General features: G+C 73.1%; 16 protein-coding genes. 11 read left to right on the top strand and 5 right to left on the bottom strand.

Features of this window, described 5'->3' with window-relative positions:
* The 4 genes from lpdA (at nucleotide 1) to DOO78_RS02755 (ending at nucleotide 5,860) form a co-directional block, all read left to right on the top strand.
* Complete coding sequence (lpdA, locus tag DOO78_RS02770) at nucleotides 1-1,389, top strand: dihydrolipoyl dehydrogenase (RefSeq protein WP_111468180.1); 1,389 nt, start codon at nucleotides 1-3, stop codon at nucleotides 1,387-1,389.
* 174 nt (nucleotides 1,390-1,563) lie between these two features.
* Entirely contained in the window at nucleotides 1,564-2,079 is a 516-nt protein-coding gene (locus DOO78_RS02765; protein ID WP_111468179.1) for an RNA polymerase sigma factor, read from the top strand.
* Between the two features lie 89 nt (nucleotides 2,080-2,168).
* Nucleotides 2,169-3,119, top strand: a complete 951-nt coding sequence (locus DOO78_RS02760; RefSeq protein WP_111468178.1) for a FecR family protein — start codon at nucleotides 2,169-2,171, stop codon at nucleotides 3,117-3,119.
* Between the two features lie 311 nt (nucleotides 3,120-3,430).
* Nucleotides 3,431-5,860: a TonB-dependent siderophore receptor gene (locus DOO78_RS02755; protein ID WP_165838682.1), complete on the top strand. Its 2,430-nt coding sequence runs from the start codon at nucleotides 3,431-3,433 to the stop codon at nucleotides 5,858-5,860.
* Nucleotides 5,861-5,911: 51 nt separating this feature from the next.
* On the opposite strand, the gene DOO78_RS02750 is transcribed toward DOO78_RS02755, so the two are convergent.
* Both DOO78_RS02750 and DOO78_RS02745 read right to left on the bottom strand, forming a co-directional pair.
* On the bottom strand, nucleotides 5,912-6,331 hold the full coding sequence (locus DOO78_RS02750; RefSeq protein ID WP_111468176.1) for a VOC family protein: 420 nt from the start codon (nucleotides 6,329-6,331) through the stop codon (nucleotides 5,912-5,914).
* A gap of 113 nt (nucleotides 6,332-6,444) precedes the next feature.
* Nucleotides 6,445-7,488, bottom strand: a complete 1,044-nt coding sequence (locus DOO78_RS02745) for a LysR substrate-binding domain-containing protein (RefSeq protein ID WP_111468175.1) — start codon at nucleotides 7,486-7,488, stop codon at nucleotides 6,445-6,447.
* Nucleotides 7,489-7,889: 401 nt separating this feature from the next.
* Here DOO78_RS02745 and hemC point away from each other — a divergent pair, with 401 nt between their 5' ends.
* The 3 genes from hemC to DOO78_RS02725 all read left to right on the top strand — a co-directional run bounded on the left by hemC (nucleotide 7,890) and on the right by DOO78_RS02725 (nucleotide 10,488).
* Nucleotides 7,890-8,882 carry a hydroxymethylbilane synthase gene (hemC, locus tag DOO78_RS02735; protein ID WP_111468173.1) on the top strand — a complete coding sequence of 331 codons (993 nt, stop codon included), beginning with the start codon at nucleotides 7,890-7,892 and terminating at the stop codon, nucleotides 8,880-8,882.
* A gap of 68 nt (nucleotides 8,883-8,950) precedes the next feature.
* Entirely contained in the window at nucleotides 8,951-10,060 is a 1,110-nt protein-coding gene (gene hemH, locus DOO78_RS02730) for a ferrochelatase (protein WP_111468244.1), read from the top strand.
* Complete coding sequence (locus DOO78_RS02725) at nucleotides 10,060-10,488, top strand: organic hydroperoxide resistance protein (protein WP_111468172.1); 429 nt, start codon at nucleotides 10,060-10,062, stop codon at nucleotides 10,486-10,488. Before hemH ends, DOO78_RS02725 begins: the two co-directional genes overlap by 1 nt.
* 32 nt (nucleotides 10,489-10,520) lie before the next feature.
* Here the strand turns inward: DOO78_RS02725 and DOO78_RS02720 are convergent, their stop codons facing one another.
* Together DOO78_RS02720 and DOO78_RS02715 are read right to left on the bottom strand one after the other, a co-directional pair.
* Nucleotides 10,521-11,984: an FAD-dependent oxidoreductase gene (locus tag DOO78_RS02720; protein WP_111468171.1), complete on the bottom strand. Its 1,464-nt coding sequence runs from the start codon at nucleotides 11,982-11,984 to the stop codon at nucleotides 10,521-10,523.
* Between the two features lie 73 nt (nucleotides 11,985-12,057).
* Nucleotides 12,058-14,478 carry a recombinase gene (locus DOO78_RS02715; RefSeq protein WP_111468170.1) on the bottom strand — a complete coding sequence of 807 codons (2,421 nt, stop codon included), beginning with the start codon at nucleotides 14,476-14,478 and terminating at the stop codon, nucleotides 12,058-12,060.
* 177 nt (nucleotides 14,479-14,655) lie between these two features.
* Between DOO78_RS02715 and DOO78_RS02710 the strand changes: the two genes are divergently transcribed.
* Nucleotides 14,656-15,105, top strand: coding sequence for a group III truncated hemoglobin (locus DOO78_RS02710; RefSeq protein WP_111468169.1), 450 nt, complete (start codon nucleotides 14,656-14,658; stop codon nucleotides 15,103-15,105).
* Nucleotides 15,106-15,131: 26 nt separating this feature from the next.
* Here the strand turns inward: DOO78_RS02710 and DOO78_RS02705 are convergent, their stop codons facing one another.
* Nucleotides 15,132-16,367, bottom strand: coding sequence for an aminotransferase-like domain-containing protein (locus tag DOO78_RS02705; protein ID WP_111468243.1), 1,236 nt, complete (start codon nucleotides 16,365-16,367; stop codon nucleotides 15,132-15,134).
* A 357-nt stretch (nucleotides 16,368-16,724) separates the two neighbouring features.
* Between DOO78_RS02705 and DOO78_RS02700 the strand changes: the two genes are divergently transcribed.
* From DOO78_RS02700 to DOO78_RS02690, 3 genes are read left to right on the top strand one after another with little or no spacing between them, the layout of a single operon-like run.
* The gene (locus tag DOO78_RS02700) at nucleotides 16,725-17,924 is read left to right on the top strand and encodes an ABC transporter substrate-binding protein (RefSeq protein WP_207802759.1); all 1,200 of its coding nucleotides are present in this window, start codon (nucleotides 16,725-16,727) and stop codon (nucleotides 17,922-17,924) included.
* Nucleotides 17,925-17,948: 24 nt separating this feature from the next.
* On the top strand, nucleotides 17,949-18,806 hold the full coding sequence (locus DOO78_RS02695; RefSeq protein ID WP_111468167.1) for a branched-chain amino acid ABC transporter permease: 858 nt from the start codon (nucleotides 17,949-17,951) through the stop codon (nucleotides 18,804-18,806).
* On the top strand, nucleotides 18,806-20,611 hold the full coding sequence (locus DOO78_RS02690; protein WP_207802758.1) for a branched-chain amino acid ABC transporter ATP-binding protein/permease: 1,806 nt from the start codon (nucleotides 18,806-18,808) through the stop codon (nucleotides 20,609-20,611). The genes DOO78_RS02695 and DOO78_RS02690 overlap by 1 nt, the downstream gene beginning before the upstream one ends.
* The last annotated feature ends 7 nt before the right edge of the window (nucleotides 20,612-20,618 follow it).

Below are 20,618 nucleotides of genomic sequence, written 5' to 3'. Positions count from 1 at the left end.
ATGGGCGACCTGACCGCGAAGCTCCTCGTCCTTGGCGGCGGCCCGGGCGGCTACACCGCGGCCGTGCGCGCCGGCCAGCTCGGCCTGGACACCATCCTGGTGGAGCAGGGCAGCCTCGGCGGCACCTGCCTCAACATCGGCTGCATCCCGTCGAAGGCGCTGATCCATGTCGCGGCGGAATACGCCGCGGCAACGAAGCCCTCGCCCTTCGGCCTGCGCCTCGGCGCGCCGAGCCTCGACCTGGCCGAGACCATGGCCTGGAAGGACGGCATCGTCGGCCGGCTGAATGCCGGCGTCGCCACCCTGCTGAAGGGCGCCGGCGTGCGCAGCCTGCAGGGGCGCGGCCGCATGCTCGACGGCAAGACCTGCCGGGTCGAGACCGATACCGGGCCGCAGACCATCCGCGCCGAGCACGTGCTGCTGGCCACCGGCTCGGCGCCGGTGGAGCTGCCCGCCCTGCCCTTCGGCGGCCGCGTCCTCTCCTCGACCGAGGCGCTCTCCCTGGCCGCGCTGCCGGAGCGGCTGGTCGTGGTCGGCGCCGGCTATATCGGCCTCGAGCTCGGCATGGCCTTCGCCCGGCTCGGCGTGCGCGTGACGATGGTGGAGGCGGGCGAGCGCATCCTGCCCGGCTGGGATGCCGAGCTCACCCGGCCGGTGCAGCGCGCCATGGACCGGCTCGGCATGGCGCTGCTGACCGGCGCCGAGGCGCGCGGCCTCACCCCGGACGGCACGGCGCTGCGCGTCGCCACCGGGGATGGCGGCGAGCAGGCGGTGCCCGCCGACCGGGTGCTCGTCGCGGTCGGGCGCCGTCCCCGGACGCAGGGCTTCGGGCTGGAGGGGCTCGACCTGACGATGGACGGCGCCTTCCTCCGCATCGATGCCCGCTGCGCCACCTCGATGCGCAATGTCTGGGCGGTGGGCGACATCACGCCCGGGCCCATGCTGGCGCATCGCGCCATGGCGCAGGGGCAGATGGTCGCCGAGATCGTCGCCGGCGAGCGCCGCGCCTTCGACGCGGTGGCGATCCCGGCCATCTGCTTCACCAGCCCGGAGATCGTCTCGGTCGGCCTCGCCCCGGCGGAGGCGCGGCGGGCGGTGCGGGAGGTCCGGGTGGGGCAGTATCCCTTCTCCGCCAATGGCCGGGCGCTGACGGAGGCGGAGGAGGAGGGGTTCGTGCGGGTGGTGGCGCGCGCCGACACGCATCTCCTGCTCGGCATCCAGGCGGTCGGGGCGGGCGTCTCGGAACTCGCGGCCGGCTTCGCCCTGGCGCTCGAGATGGGGGCCCGGCTGGAGGATGTCGCCGCCACCGTGCACGCGCATCCGACCCGCGGCGAGGCCTTGCAGGAGGCGGCGCTGCGGGCGCTGGGCCAGGCGCCGCACGGCGTCTGATCCGCGGCGCCGCCCGGTCCGGGGAAGGTTGCGGCCGGCTGCTCTCACCCCCTCCTGGATGCCCTGCGCCCTATTTGCGAATCATTCGCAATAACGCTAGGGTGGTGCCGGGCGAGGCCCAGGCCAGGCCCAGGCGCGGGCGCAGGCCGGTGATCGGGTCCGGGAGGACGGAGCTTGGAGGAGAAGAACAGGCTGTCGCTCCTCCAGCACCTGGCCCAGCGCCATGCGTCGCTGCTGACCCGGCTCAGCCGCCGCCTCGGCTCGGCCGCCCGTGCCGCGGAGGCCCTGCAGGACACCTGGCTGCGCGTCGGCCAGGTCGCCACCCTGCCGGATGTGCGCGATCCGGAGGCCTTCCTGCTGCAGGTCGCGGCCAATGTCGCGGCCGACCAGGCGCGGCGGGAGACGCGCCGGAAGCTGGAGCCGCTGGAGATCGACGCCCTGCTCGCCATCCCGGACGAGGCCCCGGCGCCGGATGCGGTGCTGGAGGGCCGGGCCGAGATGGCGCGGCTGCAGGCCGCGCTCGCCGCCCTGCCGGCCCGGCGCCGGGCCATCCTTGCGGCGGCCCGCCTGGAGGGCCTGACGCATGCGGAGATCGCCGCGCGCCTGGGCATCTCGGTCCGCACCGTGGCCTATGAGATCGAGCGGGCGCTGGATCACTGTTCCGTGTGGCTGGAGAGAAAGCGCCCCTGAATTTGCAGCCGGCTTCGCGCCGGATCGTCTTCCCGGTATGAGGCGGCTCGCATCACAATCGCCTTCGGGCTGCAGTATCCGGTCATCCCATGACTGACCCGCCTGCATCGCAGGACGAGCTTCGCCGCGAAGCCCAGGCCTGGGTCGCCCGCCTCACCTCCGGCGATGCCACCGATGCCGATGCCTGGCGGCTCGCCCTCTGGCGCCGGCGCAGCCCGGCGCATGAGGCCGCCCTGCGGGATGCGGCGCGGCTCTGGTCCCGGCTGGTGCCGGCGATGCCGCGGGAGGGCGCCCTGGCACTGCCACCGGCCGGGCATGGCCGGCGCGGCCTCCTCGCCGGCGGCACCGCCCTCGCCGCCTCGGCGGGCGGCGCGCTGCTGCTCGGCCAGCGAGGGGGCTGGGTGCCGAGCTTCGCCGAACTCGGCGCCGCCTATCGGACCGGCACCGGGGAGCGACGGCGGCTGGCGCTGCCGGATGGCAGCCTGGTCGAGATGAACACCCGCACCAGCCTGTCGCTGCGCTTCACGGCCGGCGAGCGCCGGGTCCTACTCCTCGGCGGCGAGGCGAGCTTCACCGTGGTTCGCGACGCCGAACGGCCCTTCGTCGTCGCCTCCGGCGGCGGCGAGACCCGGGTTCTCGGCACGGTCTTCAACATCCTCATGGAGGCGGATGCCGTCTCGGTGACGGATCTGGAAGGCCGGGTCGCGGTGCAGGCCGCGGGCGACGTGCAGCTCGGCCCCGGCGAGCAGGTGAGCTACGGCCCGGCCGGGCTCGGCGCCCGGCGCCGCGTCGACCTGGCGCTGGTGGCGGGCTGGCGGCAGGGCCTGCTCGTCTTCCGCGACCGCAGCATCCGGACGGTGGTGGCGGAGATCAACCGCTACCGGCCCGGCCATATCCTGCTGCTGAACGAGGCCGCGGCCCAGCGCCAGGTGAGCGGCGTGTTCCATCTCGATCGGCTCGATCAGGTGGTCGCGCATCTCCGCGAGGTCGCCGGGCTGCAGGAGCGCGCCCTGCCGGGGGGCCTGCTGATCCTGCGCTAGAGCAGAGCCCGATCAGGTGGACTCACCTGATCGGGTGAAGATGCTCCGAAACCAAAATGCTCCAGAATGCCGTCCGCACCGGCTTGCAACCGGCGCTCCGGGCCGTTGCTGCCGCGGCAGCGCATGGGCCTGCGGGCGCGAGGCCCCGCCCTGCCGATGGGCCGCGTGCCATTCCTGACGCAAGCCGCAAAAAAATGGCACGGCCGCTTGCAGTCCGCTCGGTCGGGAAACGTCCCCCCCATGGAAGCGCAACGCTTCCGGGCAGCAAGTCGGGACGGATCGAGGACTGGATTGTCGTGTCAGCAAGACGAATGCGGGGAAGTGGCCGCCTGGTCGCGGCGGTGCTGGGCGGCATGGCATGGGTCGCCCCGGGAGGCGCCTTCGCGCAACCCGCCGCCCCGGCCGCCGAACGGGGCGCGCCGCTGCAGGTCGGCATCCCGGCCGGGCCGCTGGATCAGGGGCTGGCCAGCTTCGCCGCGGCCAGCGGCATCCAGCTTCTCTATGACAGCCGCCTGACCCGCGACCGGCGGACGGCCGGCGTCTCGGGCACCATGTCGGCGCGGGAGGCCCTGCAGCGCCTCCTCGCGGGATCGGGGCTGGAGGCGCAGTTCACCTCGCCGCAGACCGTGCTGCTGCGGCCGGCGCCGCAGCCAGGCGCCGCGGCGGACGGGTCCGTCGTGCTGCCGGAGGTCAATGTCACGGCGGGGCTGCAACCGCGCGCCTGGCAGCCGGTGCGCGGCTATGTGGCGGAGGTCGCCGCCACCGCCACCAAGACCGACACGCCCATCCTGGAGACGCCGCAATCCATCTCCGTCGTCACGCGCGACCAGATGGACGACCAGCAGGCGCTGAATGTCGGCCAGGCGCTGCGCTACACCGCGGGCCTCGAAGGCGAGTATCTCGGCGCCTATGGCAACAACGACGAGGCCTATAGCCGCGGCTTCGCCATGGACTACTACCTGGACGGCATGCGCGTGCTGCACAATGCCGGGCCGGGCGCGGGCACCCAGATCGAGTCCTTCAACCTCGAGCGCATCGAGGTGCTGCGGGGGCCGTCCTCGGTGCTCTACGGCGCCGGCTCCCCGGCCGGCGTCATCAACCTGGTGAGCCGGCGGCCGTCCGACCAGGAGGGCGGCGAGGTGCGGCTGCAGGCCGGCAGCTATGGCCGGCTGCTCGGCAGCTTCACCTCGACGGGTCCGCTGAACGCCGACAAGACGCTGCTCTACCGCATCACCGGCCTCGGCTCCCAGGGCGGGACGCAGGTGGAGGGGTCCCGGCAGCAGCGCCTCTCGATCTCGCCGGCCCTCACCTGGCGGCCGGACAACCGGACGAGCTGGACCATCATCGGCCAGTATGCCTACGACCCGGAAGGCGGCCTCTACAGCTACATCCCGGCCAGCGGCACCATCCTGCCGAACCCGAACGGCACGCTCGACATGCGCCGCAACTACGGCGACAAGGACCATTACAACAACACCCGCCGGCAATACGGCATCACCTCGCTGTTCGAGCACCAGTTCGACGACACCTGGACGGTCCGGCAGAATTTCCGGTACTTCCACACGCGCAGCGTGCTGGACGGCTACTACCCGCAATTCTTCGCCGCCAACGAGCGCAACCTGCTCGGCGTCTACACGCGCCGCGGCATGGAGTATGACGCCTATACGGCGGACACGCATGCCCAGGCCCGCTTCCGCACCGGACCGATCAACCACACGGTGGTGGGCGGCTTCGACTACCAAGGCGCCAATGGCGAGAACACCTGGTATTACGACCGGACCCTCTATTCCTGCGACGTCTTCACCTACAACCCCTGCCCGCCGACCGGCGGGCCGCGCTACGGCAACCCGGTGGTGCGCAACACCCAGTCGCTGAACCGCTACGGCCTCTACCTGCAGGACCAGATCGCCTGGGGCGGCTGGCGGCTGCTGCTCGGCGGCCGGCAGGACTGGGCCGATTCGACGACGCGCAACCTGCTGAACAACACCACGACCAAGATGGACGACAGCGCCTTCACCGGCCGCGTCGGCCTGCTCTATGCCTTCGACAGCGGCATCTCGCCCTATGTCAGCTACGCGGAATCCTTCAACCCGCAGAGCGGCACCGATGCCGGCGGCAGCCCGTTCAAGCCGACGACCGGCCGGCAATACGAGCTCGGCGTGAAGTATCAGCCGCCGGGCTGGAACATGCTGCTCACCGCCGCCGTCTATGACCTGCGGCAGCAGAATGTCCTGACGCCGGATCCCAACAACACGCTGTTCAACGTGCAGACCGGCGAGATCCGCTCCCGCGGCGTCGACCTGGAGGCCCGGGCCAGCCTGAACCGCAACATCAACGTCCTTGCCTCCTACAGCTACCTGGACAACACCGTCACCCGCGCCAATGACGGGACGGAGGGCAAGCATCCGGTCCTGCAGGCGGCGCACCGGGCCTCGCTCTGGCTGGATTACGGCTTCCTCGAAGGCCCGGCGGAGGGGCTGCGGCTCGGCGCCGGCATGCGCTATCTGGGCTCGAGCTGGGGCGATACCGAGAACACCCTGCGCGTGCCCTCGGCCACGCTGTTCGACGCCCGGATCTCCTACGACCTCGGCGCGCTGCGGCCGGACCTGAAGGGGCTGATGGCGGTGGTGAACGCCACCAACCTGGCCGACAAGCAGTTCATCCGGGGCTGCTACACCGAAGGGCAGTGCTTCGTCGGCCTCGGCCGGACGATCATCGGCACGCTGAGCTACCGCTGGTGAAGGCGGCGCGCCCGGGACGCCCCCGGGCGCGCCGGCCACCGGCCCGGGCCGTCACTCGGCCTTGCCGGAGCGGTCCTCATGCACCTCCACGACATTGCCCTCCGGATCGTGGAAGAAGATCTGCGCCCAGCCATTCATCGCCCAGGCGCCGTAATCCGAGAACGGGATGCCCCGGTGCCGCAGATGCGCCTTGAAGGCCTCGATGTCATCGGTGCGGAAGGCGATGTGGCCGCGCTCGAGCGGGTTGATGACATGGCCGGTGCGGAAGCCGACATCGAGGTCGCGCTCGGCGAGATGCAGCTGCGTCGTGCCGTCGGTGACGAAGGCCACCTTGCCGGCATAGCCATCCTGCGTCACCCGCGCGGATTGCAGGCTGGGCTCGGGCTCCAGGTTGAGGACCGTGCGGTAGAAGGCATCCATCTCGGCGACGCGATTCGAGCAGAAATTCACGTGGTGCAGCCTGACCTTCATGACCTGACGCTCCTCTCCCTGGGCTGCCGCGCTCCGCCGTGGGCCGGAGAGGAGGCGGCAGTGCTGGCGAGTACAGCGGATCGCCGCGGGGAATGCACGCCGGGCCTGCCGCGCTACCGCGTCCGGCCGGGCCTTCGCGTCGCCGGCGGCGGCGGATCGGGGGCACGACCGGCGCGCCGCGACGCCTCCCGCCCCGGCGCCTCCTGTCTTGGCGCCTCCTGTCTGGGCGCCGGCACGGCGGAGGTGCCGGCGGGCGCCACGTCCCGCAGGAAGGCCGCGAGGTCGCGGAAGGCGCCGGCGCGGGGATCGGTGCCGCGCCAGGCCAGGCCAATGGTCCGGCCCGCCGCCTCGCCCTCGAGGTCGCGGATCCGCACCAGGCCGCCCAGCTCGGCCCGCTCCTGCAAGGCGAGCAGCGGCAGCAGGGAGTGTCCCTCGCCTGCCGCGACCATGTGCCGCAGCATCTCGAGGCTGCTGGCGAAGCGGGCATCCTGGCTCGGCCGGGCGAGGCCGCAGAGCGCGATCGCCTGGTCCCGCAGGCAATGCCCCTCCTCCAGCAACAGCAGCCCCTCGCCGGCGAGATCGGCGACGCCGAGCCGTGGCGCCTCGGCGAGGGGGTGGTCGGCCGGCAGGATGGCCCGGAAGGGCTCGAAGAAGAGCGCCTCGCCGGTGAGGCCCGGCGCCGGCGCCGGCAGCGCCAGCAGCAGCAGGTCCAGCTCGCCATCCTGCAGCGACTGCACCAGCGCCGTGGTGCGCCCCTCCTGCAGCCGGAGCTCGAGGCGCGGGAAGCGCCGCCGCACCTCCCACAGCAGGCCGGGCAGGTAGTAGGGACCGAGCGTCTCGATCACGCCGAGCCGGTGCGGACCAGCCAGCGGCTCCCCCCGGCTCCGCGCCCGCTCCAGCAAGGCCCGGGCGGCGCCGAGGACCAGGCGCGCCTGGGCCAGCAGGGCCTCGCCTTCCGGCGTCACGCTGACGCGCCGCGTGGTCCGCTCGAAGAGCGTGACGCCGAGCAGCCCTTCCAGCTTGCGCACCTGCTCGGAGAGACCGGCCTGGCTGACGCCGCAGCGCTCCGCCGCCTGGCCGAAATGCCCGAGCTCCGCCACCGCGACGGCATAGTCGAGATCGCGCAGGGACAGGCCGGCGAGGCTCTGGCGGGACATCGACTGATAGATAAAGCCGAACGCTGGGACTGGAAAGATCGATTTCTCCTGATCAAGCGCCGACGGCAATCTGCCGCCGCGACCCAGCCGGGCGCTGGAACGAGGCAGAGACGATGGCTGACCCGACCCTCCCGATCCTCCCCATCACGGCCGGCGCGCCGGTCCCGGACAAGGTGCACGCCAAGGGTTCGGCCGACCATGGCGCGCGGACCATCGCCCACGGCATCGGCCGGCAGGCGGGCCGGGCCAGCGAGCCGCGGCGAAGGCTTGCCGGGATGCAGACGGCGCCGGCCAGCACGCCCGCCCCGCTTGCCGCGGCCGCATGATCCGCGCCGGGCCGCCGCCGGCCCGGCTTCCCTCCCCTCCCCGCCCCGTCCCGCCCGCATAGGGAGACCTCCGGCATGTCGGCCGCCCTGTCCCTACTCTCCCGCCCCGCCCCGCCCGCCTTCCCGGCATCGCTCCCCGAGGCGCTGCGCATCGGCAGCCGCGGCTCGGCGCTCGCCCGCGTCCAGGCGCGGCTGGTCGCGGCCGGCCTCGGCGCGGCGCGCCCCGGCCTGCCCCTGGCCGAGGCCGTCATCGCCACCAGCGGCGACCGCCAGCCGGCCCGGCGGCTGGCCGATATCGGCGGCAAGGGCCTCTTCGCCAAGGAGATCCACGAGGCGCTGCTGGACCGCCGGCTGGATCTCGCCGTCCACAGCCTGAAGGACCTGGAGACCGAGCTGCCGCGCGGCATCGTCATCGCCTGCGTGCTGCCGCGCGAGGACCCGCGCGACGCCCTGGTCCTCGCCCCCTCCTGCCCGCCGGTCGAGCGCGCCCTGCCCTTCCCCATGCTGCCCGAGGGGGCGCGGATCGGCACCGCCTCGGCCCGGCGGCAGGCGCAACTCCTGCACGCGCGGCCGGATCTGCGGGTCGGGCTGATCCGCGGCAATGTCGGCACGCGGCTGGAGCGGCTGCGCAGCGGCGACTACGCGGCGACCCTGCTGGCGCTGGCCGGGCTGAAGCGGCTCGGCCTGGCGGAGCGCGCCGCGGCGATCCTCGATCCCGAGCTGATGCTCCCGGCGGCCGGCCAGGGCATCATCGCCGTCACGGCGCGGGCCTCCGACCACCCCACCCTCGCAGCGCTGGCCTCGCTCGATGACCGGCCGGCCCGCATCTCGGCGACGGTCGAGCGTGCGGTGGTGCGGACACTGGAGGGGTCCTGCCGCGCCCCGATCGGTGCCTTCGCCCGCCTGCTGCCGGGCGGCGAGGTGCTGGCGAGCGCGATGGTCGCCCGCCTCGACGGGTCCTTCCTGCTGCGCCGCACCCTGCGCGGCAGCGCCGCCGACGCCGCGCGCCTCGGTCAGGCGCTCGGCGCCGCGCTGCGGGCCGACGCGCCGGCGGACATCCTGGCATGAGCACCATCCTGGCGGAGGGCCGGGCCCTCGACCGGTCCGCGACGGCGATCCCGGCGCGCGACGACGCCATGCAAGCCGGCGCGTCGCGCCCGGCACCGGAGGCACCCCCGGCGCGCGGCGGCCGCATCGGCGTGCTGCTGGTCAATCTCGGCACGCCGGACGGCACCGGCTACTGGGCCATCCGCCGCTACCTCTCGGAATTCCTGTCCGACCGGCGGGTGATCGAGGCGAACCCGCTCTGGTGGCAGCCGCTGCTGCAGGGCGTGATCCTGACCACGCGGCCCTTCCGCACCGGCGCCGCCTATCGCGCCATCTGGCGTGAGGACAGGAATGAATCGCCGCTCCGCCACATCACCCGCGGCCAGGCCGCGCGCCTCGCCGCCGCCTGGCCGCAGGAGGGCACGGGCGTGATGATCGATTGGGCGATGCGCTACGGCAAGCCCTCGATCGCCGAGCGGCTGCAGGCGCTGGTCACGCGGGGCTGCGACCGGGTGCTGCTCGTGCCGCTCTATCCGCAATACAGCGCCACCACCACGGCATCGGTGAACGATGCCGCCTTCCGGGCGCTGCAAGGCATGCGGCGGCAGCCGGCGCTGCGCATCGCCGCGCCCTTCGCCGACCACCCGGCCTATATCGAGGCGCAGGCGCGGCGCATCCGCGACACGCTCGACGGCCTGACCTGGACGCCCGAGCTGCTGCTCGGCTCCTTCCACGGCCTGCCGCAGCGCTACGCCAGGGCCGGCGACCCCTATCCGGCGGAGTGCGCCCGCACCATGGCGGCGCTGCGCCGCGCCCTGGACCGCACCGTCGAGGACATGCCGATCGGCTTTCAGTCGCGCTTCGGGCGGGAGCCCTGGCTCCAGCCCTGCACGGCGCAGCATGTCGCCGCGCTGGCGGCCCGCGGCGTCCGGCGGCTGGCGGTGGTGGCGCCCGGCTTCCTGGCCGATTGCGTGGAGACGCTGGAGGAGCTGGGCCTGGCGTTGCGCAGCAGCTTCCTGCGCGCCGGCGGCGAACGGTTCTGCCTGGTGCCCTGCCTGAACGACGGCCCGGAGATGACCGGGCTTCTCGATGCGATCCTGCGGCAGGAGCTCGCGGGATGGCTGGCGCCGGCGCGGACCGCCACCCCTGACCCCCGCGCCGGGACGGCCCGGCGCTCGATGCAGCAAGGAGAAGCATGATGCCCGTTGACGTGAAATACCGGACCAGCGCGACCGCGACCGGCGGCCGCGACGGGGTGGCGCGGATCGAGGAGGGCGGGCTGGAGCTGCGGCTCTCGACGCCGAAGGCGCTCGGCGGCGCGGGCGGCCCGGGCAACAACCCGGAGCAGCTCTTCGCCGCCGGCTATGCCGCCTGCTTCATCGGGGCGATGAAGTTTGTCGCGGCGCAGGGCGGCACGGCGAAGGTGCCGAACGACGCGACGGTGACGGCGACGGTCGGCATCGGCCCGCGCAGCGAGGGCGGCTTCGGGCTCGAGGTGGCGCTGGCGGTGAGCCTGCCGGGGGTGCCGCGGGAGCAGGCCGAGGCGCTGGTGGAGCGGGCGCATCAGGTCTGTCCCTATTCCAACGCCACCCGCGACAACCTCGATGTCCGCCTGACGGTGGCCTGACGGGCGGCAAGGGGGCGGCCGGCGCGGCGCGCTCACCGCGCCGGCGGCCCGCCCGCCAGCAGATCGGCCGCGAAGAAGGGCGTGCCCTGCAGCTCCGGCTCGGCGAAGGCCTCCAGCCGCGCCCGCATCGCCGCGATGTCCTCGGCGAAGAGCCGCGCCGCGATGCGGTGCGCCAGCCGCTCCGCCCCCACCGAGACGCCGGGGATGTCGGAGGCGATGGCGCCGAGGCTGGCGAAGGCGGCGTGGTTGAAGAGATGGATGCGCGTGAGCGGGGCCGCATCCGCCGGGTCGCGCGGCACCAGTTCGAACCCCTCCCCCAGCCAGGGGAAGGCGGCGAGCTCCGGCCGCTCCAGCCCCGGCGGCGGCGTGTAGCGATCGCCCCAGCGGGCGATGCGCGGCGCCAGCGCCGCGATCTCCGGCATGGCGGCGGGATCGACCGCATAGCCGGTGCCGAGGATGAGGAAATCCGCCATCGCCTCCCGGCCCTCGCCGAGATCGAGGCAGACCGCATCGCCGCACCGCCGCGCGCCCCGCACCGGCGTGCCGAGATGCAGGGCGAAGCCCGGCAGGCGCAGGGCGCGATGCACCGATTCATGCGGCGGCGGCGCCTGCAGGTCCTGGGTATAGGCCAGGATGCGCCACTTCTCCGCCGGCGGCAGCGTCGCCCAGCCCTCGAAGAAGCCGGGATGCGCCGCGCCGCGGCCCTTGTTCACCTGCGGCAGCACCTGGCGGCGGACATACATCTCGGCCCGCGCCGCCCCCTGCTCCAGCGCCGTCGCGGCATTGTCCCAGGCGATCGGGCCGCCGCCGATCACCGCGACGCGCTTGCCGCGCAGCGCCGCGAAATCGATGGCGGCACCGCCATCGGCGGCGAGATCGGGCCAGAGGGCCGGATCGATCCCCTCCGGCCGCGCCGGGCCGCCGGTGCCGGCGCGGCCGGTCGCCAGCACCAGATGCCGGCAGAGCTGCACCCGCTCGGCGCCGCCCTCCTCCAGCACCGCCGCCAGCATCCCCCCGTGCGGCTCCACGCGCCGCAGCGCCACGCCATTCGCCGCCGGCAGGCGAAGCACCCGGCGGACCCAGAGCAGATACGCCTGCCAGTCGGCATTCGGGATCTTGTACAGCCGCTCCCAGGCCGCGGCGCCGAAGCGTGCCTCGTACCAGGCGCGGAAGGTGAGCGAGGGGATGCCGAGTGCTACGCCCGGCAGGTGCTTGGGCGAGCGCAGCGTCTGCATGCGCGCCGTGGTCACCCAGGGCCCTTCCAGCCCTTCCGGGGCGCGGTCCAGCATGCGGATGGCGCGCACGCCCTTGAAGGCGAGGGCGGCGGTGGCGGCGATGCCATACATGCCGGCGCCGACGACCAGCACGTCGAGCACCGGCGCGCCATCCGGGCCCGCGGGCGTGGCCGGCCAGTTCGCCGGCGGCAGCCCCAGCAGATCGAGATCGCGCGCCACCCGGGCGGCCTGCGCCGCGAGCCCCTCGGCCTGGTCCGGCATGCTCAGCCCCCTGCGCCCCGCCCGGTCGCAGCATCCGCCGGATCGGGCACGGCGCAAGAGGCGGCGCGCCGGCTCAGATCGGGCAGACCCCCGCGGCGCATTGCAGATGCGCGAGGTCGATCGCCTCGTGCAACGCCGGATCGCGCACGCTTTCGACCAGCGCGGCGAAGCGGCCGGGCGACACCTCCTCCTCCGGCAGGTACTCATAGCCGAGCGCATGGTCCGGCCGGCTCGGCAGGATGGCGCAGCAGCGGATGCGCGGCTGGTGCTCCAGCAGCATGGCGCGGAAGGCCTCGAGGTCGTGCCGGTCGGTGTAGAGCTTCAGGGTGTAGGAGACCTGGTTGCCCCGCTCCGCGCCGATCCAGTGCCGCTCCAGCAGCGCCAGCCAGCGATACTGCTCCTCCGGCCCCGCCTCGGGCGCCGTCACCAGCCGCTCGCCGATGCCGAGGCGCTGGATCAGCGGCAGGGTCGGGAAGCCGACCACCGCCATGCCAGGGAAGCTCTGCAGCCCGCGCACCGGATAGCCGCGCGCCGCGTAATCCGGCAGCAGCGGGTCGCTGTCGGCGCTCCAGCCCTCCCCCTCCTGGCTGCCCTTGAACTGCACCCAGCGGAGATATTGCCGCCGCGCCGGCAGATGCGCGCCCTCGGTCAGGCCGAAGAGCTTGCTGGTGGTGCCGGCCGGCTTGACCGTGGTGACGGTGACCGGCGCGGCCAGGCCGAGCTCCTCGGCATAGTCGAGCGCCTCGGCCTTCGCCGCCGCCGAGAGCCGCGCCAGCATGGCCCAGAAGGGGGCGGAGCGGTCCTCGTCCAGCAGGTCGGCGAAACCGAGGCCCCAGCGCATCCAGGCCCATTCGTGCAGGCCGGTCGGGCCGATCCCCATGCGGTTGGTGCGCCGCACCTCCTCGGCATAGAGCGCGTCCATCAGGTTGGCCCGCATCAGGAAGCGGATGCCGAGCCGCACGCTGTCCTCGACCCGCGCATCCCAGGCGGCGGCGAGGTCCGCCGGCACCGCGCCGGGCGCGACCTCGGCCAGATCGACCGGGCAGGCGAGCAGCGGCGCGAAATCGGCGATGACGCAATAGCCGCCGGTGACGTGCAGGGTGATCTCGCCGCAGGGGTTGGTGGTGGCCGGGAAGCGCGCCTGCTGCGCCCGGCGGGCGAGCTCGGCCAGCAGCGGCACGGCCTGGTCGGCCTGGTAGCGGGCGGAGCGGACGTCGCGCCCATCCGCATGCACCGGCTTGGCCCAGGCGGCGCCGGTGCGGTGGTCCTCCAGCCGGTCGCCATTGATGAAGCCGGGCTCGCCATTGATGAAGGCGCAGCGCGTCGCCTCCTCGAAGACCGCCAGCGCCTGGCGGTGCAGCGGCGCCGCGCTGCCGGCGCGGGCGGCGCGCACGCCCGCCCAGAATTCGGCATCGACCATGACGGAGTTGTTCGCCGTCCAGAGCCCGCCCTCGGCCTTGGCGCGGATGAAGCGGAGGATGCCCGGGTCGCGCCAGGATTTCGTCGCCATGCGCGCCGCCCGCCGGGCGCCCCCCACCTGCACCTCGACCGAGAGGTGATGATCGGCCAGCAGCGCCTGCTCCCAGGGCGGCAGCGGCGTCCCCCCGGCGGCATCGGGCCGCGACGGCGCGATCACGTGCCGGCGCAGGTTGACGAAGCCGCGGATGAGCGAGAGGGGCCCCGAGGCCGGGCGGCCCTGCATGCCGCCGATCGGCGCGCCGCGCGGCCGGATGGCGCTGAAATCGAGCAGCAGGGTGCGGTCCTCGGCCCCGGCGAAGGCAAGGCTCTCCAGCAGCTCCACCGCCTTGCCCCAGCCCTCGCGGCTGTCCTCGATGCGGTGGCGGATCACGTCCGGCGGCAGGGGCGCGGCGACGGGATGCAGCTCGCGGGCGATCCAGGCGCGGATATCCGCCTCCTGCGCCGCGGTGACGTCCTCCGGCCGGCTGCCCCAGGGCAGCAGCGCGAATTCCAGGCCGAAGCGGTGCAGCGCGGCGCGGTCCCGTGGCCAGTCGGGATGCGCGGGGTCGAGATGCAGCAGCAGCCGCGGCGCCCGGCCCCAATCGACCGCCATCAGCTCGTCGTCATAGGCACGGCCGACGCCGCTGCCGTTCAGCAGCAGGTAGAACAGCGTGAAGGAGGCATGCGCGGTGGCGCAATTGGTGAAGACCTCCATGTTCCGCCCCGGCTGCGCGGCATCGCCGTGCTGCAGGTGCCGGCCGGAGGTCAGCAGGGCGCCGGTGGCGATGGCGTTGCGCAGCCGCGCCTGCTCGACCGGATCGGCCGCCTCGCCGAGCAGCGCCATGTTGCCGGCGGCCACCCGGTCGGCGACGCGGCCGAAATCCTCGCGGTCCTCCGGGCGGAAGACGGTGCGGCGCGCCACGGCCAGGCCCATGCCCGGATCGAGCGCGCGCGCCGGCCGGGGCGCGGTGCCGAAGCTGGCGCCGGGGGCCGGAGCGGAGCGGGCCCGAAAGGGTCCGGGCAGGGAGCCATCCATTCTATCGCCTTCCATGGGACCGGCTGCGACTCCGGTCGGTACACACCATATATAGCGATCAATGGGGCCTTGGACCACCAGATGCAGAAAATTCACCGAGCGAGCCCGGGCCTCCGACCGTAAAAATGCATTGACAATACCACTTATCGGCGCGACCACGCCGCCGGAGAGCCCGCCATGTCACCCATCCCCGAAACCGCCGAACGCCGCGCCGCCCTCAGCCGGGCCATCACCGACGAGACCGGCCTGGACCCCGCGGCGATCGAGGCATTCCTGCGCGCCTTCTATGGCGCCGCGCGGGAGGACCCGCTGCTCGGCCCGGCCTTCGCCGGCGTCGCGGATTGGGAGGCGCATATCGCCACCCTCGCCCGCTTCTGGGGCTCGGTGGCCCTGATGCAGGGCGGCTATCACGGGCAGCCCATGCAGGCGCATGCGCCGCTCCGCCTGACCCCGGCGCATTTCGCCCGCTGGCTGGCCCTGTTCGAGCAGGTGGCGCGGGAACGGCTGAGCCCGGCCGGGGCGGCGCATATGCTGGAACGGGCGCGGCGCATCGCCCGCAGCCTGGAGATGGGGCTGATCCCGCTCGCCCTGCCGCCGCGGCCGGCCGCGCGCGCCGCCGGCGGCTGAGGCGGCCCCCCCCCGCCGCCCGGAACCTACCCGCCGTGGCGGATGTTGCCGCTCTGCGCCGGGATGCCGGTCTGCTCGAAGCAGACCCGGGCGAAGGCGGCGACGCCCTCGCGGATCTGCTCCTTGGATGGCAGGGCGAAGCAGAGCCGCAGCTGCGAGGCCGCCGCATCCGGCACCACCGCCCATTCCGGCCCGGGGTTGAAGGCGATCCCCGCATCGGCCGCCGGCTTCACCAGCTTGCGGACATCGACCTCCGCCGGCAGGCGCAGCCAGAGGAAGATGCCGCCCTTCGGCACGAAGCATTCCGCGGCGCTGCCGAACTCCCGCTCCACCGCCTCCAGCATGACGTCGAGCTTCTCCTTCAGCACGCCGGAGAGCGCCTCGACATGGCTGTCGAAATGCTTCGAGAAATACTCGGCCACCAGCATCTGCTCGAGCGAGGCGCTGCCGGCATCCGTCTTCAGCGCCACCAGCCGCGACAGGATCGGCCAGGGCGCGACGGCATAGGCCGAGCGCAGCGCCGGCGCGAGGGTCTTCGAGAAGCTGCCGATATGGATCACCTGGTCCGGGTCGAGCCCGTAGAGCGCCGGCGGCGACTGCGTGCCGGCCCAGACCAGGTCGGCATAGCACTCGTCCTCGAAGACCGGCACGCCATGCGCCCGGGCCAGGCGCAGCAGCGCCTCCCGGCGCTCCAGCGGCATGATGGAGCCGGTCGGGTTCTGCACCGTCGGGATGGTGTAGAGGTATTTCGGCCGGACGCCCTTGGCCTTCAGCCCGTCGAGCGTGGTGCCGAGTGCGTCGATGCGGATGCCGTCGGCATCCAGCGGCATCGGCACCACGGTGACGCCGAGGGCCCGCAGGCGGGTGATCGCGCCGCCATAGGAGAGCTCCTCGACCAGCACCGTGTCGCCGCGCTCGAGCAGCAGGCTGTTCACCAGGTCGAGCCCCTGCAGCGAGCCGGAGGTGAGCAGCACCTCCTCCGGCGTCACCGAGACGCCGCGATGGCGCTTCAGCTTGTCCACGACCAGCTCGCGCAGCCCGCGATGGCCGAGCGGCCCCTGGCCGAGATTGTAGAGGGCGAGCTTCGCCCCGTCGCGCCGCAGCAGGGCGGCGGCGCAGTCCGCCAGCGTCTCGGCGGGGATGTGCGTCGGGTCGTTGTGGCCGCCGATGAAATTGTACTTCGGCAGGCCGGTGAAGCGCGGCGCCGCCGCGGGCACGTCCTTGCGGAAGAGCGGGGTGAAGTCGGTCGCTGTCGTGGACATGGGCGTCTGCGGTCCCTGGAAGTCGATCATTCTTGGGGGCGCCGCCCCTCCGCCCCACTCTGCCGAGGCGCGGGCGCGCGGGCAATCCGGGGCCCCGCCCCGCCCACGCGCCGCCTGGGGCAGCGTTGACAACCCGGGCCTTCCCCGCAGGATAGGCGGGCACGGCGCCGCAGGAGCCGCGGCCTGAAGGGCCTGCCCGGTCCGGTCTCGGCCAGGCCAGGTGCGATGGCCGGTCCCCGCCCCAGCGAGAGCGATGCCCCGAGGCCGCGGCCGGCGGCCCGAGGGAGCGCCCCGGCGCCGTGCCCGAAGACTATGGCGGACTCGTCCGAAGGCGGGGCCCGCGCCAGGAGGAACGAGATGTCCAGGATGATCACGCGCCGGGGCTTCGCCCTTGGCGGCACCGGGCTGGCCGCCGCATCGGGCCTCGGCCTCGCCGCGCCCGCCCTCGCCCAGTCCGAGCCGATCCGCATCGGCTGGCTCGCCGCCCTGACCGGGCCCAGCTCGGCCCCGGCCATCGGCTTCAACCGCGGCGTCGTCTGGGCGGCGGAGGCGATCAACGGCGCCGGCGGCATCGGCGGGCGCAAGGTGGAGATCGTCACCCGCGACACCCAGGGCGACCCGACCAAGGCGGTGAACGCGACGCAGGAGATGATCAGCCAGCTCAAGGTGCACGCCATCTGGGGGCCGACCAACTCCGGCGAGAGCCTGGCGACCACGGCCATCATGGCCCGCGGCAAGATGCCGAACATCCATCCCTGCGTGGTCAACAGCCTGATCGACCCGAAGAAGTACCCGAACGCCTTCCGCATCGCGCCGAGCAACACGCAATGGGACGATGCGGTGCGCAACTACGCCACCAAGGTCGCCAAGGCGAAGAAGGTCGCGGTCATCGGCGACACCACGGGCTATGGCGTCACCGCGGCGAACGACAGCGCCGCCGGCTTCCAGAAGGACGGCGCCGAGGTGGTCTACAAGGCCAATATCGACGCCACCCAGCCGGACATGACGCCCGACATGCTGCGGGCCCGCAACGCCGGGGCGGAGGCGATCATCATCTGGTCGGTCTCCACCGGCATGATCGCGCGGCTGCTCAACACCCGCGCCAAGATGGGCTGGGACGTGCCCTTCATCGGCCATCCCTCGCTCTCCTCCGGCGAGATCGGGCAGCTCATCGACAAGCCGGAGAACTGGAAGAAGGTCTATGCCATCGGCTACCGGAGCTGCAGCTACGGCGCCGACGGCAAGCTGCCGCCGCGCAGCGAGGAGCTGGTGCAGAAGCTCCAGGGCAAGGTGGCCCTGCAGGACACGCTGTTCTGGTGGATCGCCTGCGCGATCGACGCGGTGAACCTCGTCGCCGATGCGGTGAAGGCGACGGGCAGCACCTCGAACGAGGCCATCATCAAGCATTGGAACGGGCTGCAGGCCTGGCCCGGTTACTATGGCGACTACAGCTACACGGCCGAGCAGCACAACGGCTATCCCGGCCAGGACGTGGTGATGTCGGATGCCAGCTCCGGCCGCAACGGCACCTTCGCCCTCGCCCCGGGCTACGGCTGATCCGGGCGCGCGGGAGGACCGTCGATGCTCGCTTCCATCCTGGCCTCGGGCCTGGCCGTCGGCGCGATCTACGCGCTGATCGGCATCACCTACAACACGATGTTCGCGACCTCCCGCGTCATGAGCTTCACCGCCGGGCAGCTCGGCATGCTCGGCGGCGTGCTGGGCTCGCTCTTCGCGCTGCGCCTCGGCCTGCCCATCCTGCTGGCCCTGCCGCTGACGCTCGCCGCCTGCGCCCTGGTCGGCGTGGTCACGGAATATGTCGCGGTGCGGCCGGTGCTGAAAAGCCTCGACCAGCATCTCTATGTGCTCTCGACCCTGGCGCTGGCGCTGATGATCCAGCAGGTGACGGCGCTCACCTGGAGCACCGAGCCGCAGCCCTTCCCGCGCCTGCTCGGGATCGGCGAGGGGATATGGGACGAGAAATACTGGCTGCCGGTGCTGGCCTGCGCCGCCACCATCATCGGCCTGGAATACCTCTATCGCCGCACCCTGGTCGGGCGCGCCTTCCTCGCCGTCGCCGAGGATAATTTCGCCGCCCGCGCCCTCGGCCTGCCGGAGCGGAACCTGCGCATCGCCAGCTACGCCCTGGCCGGGGCCATCGGGGCGCTCGCCGGCTTCGCCGGCGGCCAGCTCCTGCTCGCCTTCTTCGCCAACGGGCCGCTGCTGAACTTCTACGGCTTCGTGCCGGTCGCCCTCGGCGGCCTCGGCAACAACCGCGGCGCCGTCATCGGCGGGCTGCTGCTCGGCCTGTTCCAGCAGGCGGCGAATTTCCTGGTGGGCGGCATCTTCTCCTCGGTCGCGGTCTTCGCCCTCTTCATCATCGTCCTCCTCGCCGTGCCGCAAGGCATGTTCGGCGCCCCGGCGGCGCGGAGGGTGTGATGGCCGCCATCGACGACGCCATGCCGGTTGCCGCCGGCGCCGCGCCCTCCCGGCCGCGGCTGCTCGCCCTGCTCTGGCCCTTCGCCGCGCTGCTCGCCCTCGCCCTGCTGCTGCCGCTGACCGGCAACGAATACTGGGCGCTGATCGCCACCCGGGCCTGCATCTACTGGGTGCTGGTCTCCGGCCTCAACCTCATCGTCGGCTTCGCCGGGCAGCTCGCCATCGGCTATGTCTCGCTGCTGACGGTGGGCGCCTACACCGCCAGCGTGCTGGCGGCCGGCAACCTGCTGGAGCCGCTGCACCCGGCGCTCGCCCTGGCCGCCGCCGCGCTACTCGGCGCCGTCTTCGGCGTGGTGGTCGGCCTGCCGGCGCTGCGGCTGCGCACCTTCTACTTCGCCATGACGACGCTCGGCTTCGCCACCATCGTCACCCAGGTGGCGCTGGCCTGGCAGGACGTGACCGGCGGCGGCATCGGCATCACCGGCCCCAGCCTGCCCGCGCCCTTCGACACCGCCTGGGGCTTCTACTACCTGTGCTTGGCGCTCGCCGCGCTCTGCACCTGGATCACCGGCAACATCGCCCGCAGCCGCTTCGGCCGCGCCCTGGTCACCCTGCGCGACGCCGAGGTGGCGGCGGAGGCGAGCGGCATCGCCAAGCCATGGCTGCTGGTGCTGGTCTTCCTGCTGGCCGGGGCGCTGGCGGGCTTCGCCGGCGGGCTCTTCGCCACGCTGCAGACCTACATCACCCCCGACGCCTTCACCTTCGACCTCTCGCTGCTCTTCTTCATCGCGGTGCTGATCGGCGGCCGCGGCTCCATCCTCGGGCCGCTGCTCGGCACCCTGCTGCTGACCCTGCTGCCGGAGGTGGCGGCGCCGCTCGCCGCCTGGTCCACCTTCCTCTACGCCGCCCTGCTGCTGGTGATCGTGCTGGCCATCCCGGGCGGCATCGCCTCGCTCATCGACCCGCGCAACCGCCGCAAGCTGCCGGAGAACCGGGCGGTGATCCCCCGCCCGGAGCTGCTACCGGCCCTGCTCGGGCAGCAGCCGCGGCATGCCGGCCTCACGCTGCGCGACATCGTGCTGGCCTTCGGCGGCGTCCGCGCCATCGACGGTCTCGACCTCGATCTCCGCCCCGGCGAGGTGCACGGGCTGATCGGGCCGAATGGCAGCGGCAAGACGACGACGCTCAACGTCATCTCCGGCTATTACCGGCCGGAGACGGGCGGCATGACCTGCGACGGCAGCCCCCTGCCCGCCGGCGACGCGGTCGGGCGCGCCGCGCGCGGCATCGCCCGCACCTTCCAGACGCCGCGGGTGGTCGGCGAAGCCTCGGTGCTCGAGAACGTCATGGTCGGCGCCACCATTGAGGGCCGCGCTGGCTTCCTCGAGGCGCTGCTCTCCCTGCCGCGGCAGCGGCGGGAGGAGCGGATGCTCGAGGACCGCGCCCGGCAGGCCTTGCAGGCCGTCGGCCTCGGGGCGTTGGCGGATATCCGCGCCGACCGGCTGCAGCACAGCGAGCTGCGCTTCATGGAGATCGCCCGCGCCCTGATGCTGCGCCCGGCCTTCTTGATGCTGGACGAGCCGGCCGCCGGCCTCTCGACCGACGAGATCAAGCGGTTGGACCAGCTCATCCGCGGCGTCAGCCGCCAGGGCATCGGCGTGCTGCTGGTCGAGCACCATGCCGACCTGATCTTCGAGATCTGCGACCGCATCACCGTGCTCAACCTGGGCAAGGTGCTGGCCGCCGGCACGCCGGAGGAAATCCGCAGCCACAAGGAGGTGGTCAGTGCCTATCTCGGCGGTTGAACCGGCG

The organism is Roseicella frigidaeris, from assembly GCF_003258945.1.
In the GTDB taxonomy this organism is placed as follows: domain Bacteria; phylum Pseudomonadota; class Alphaproteobacteria; order Acetobacterales; family Acetobacteraceae; genus Paracraurococcus; species Paracraurococcus frigidaeris.
This window is presented reverse-complemented; position numbering and strand designations above follow the sequence as displayed.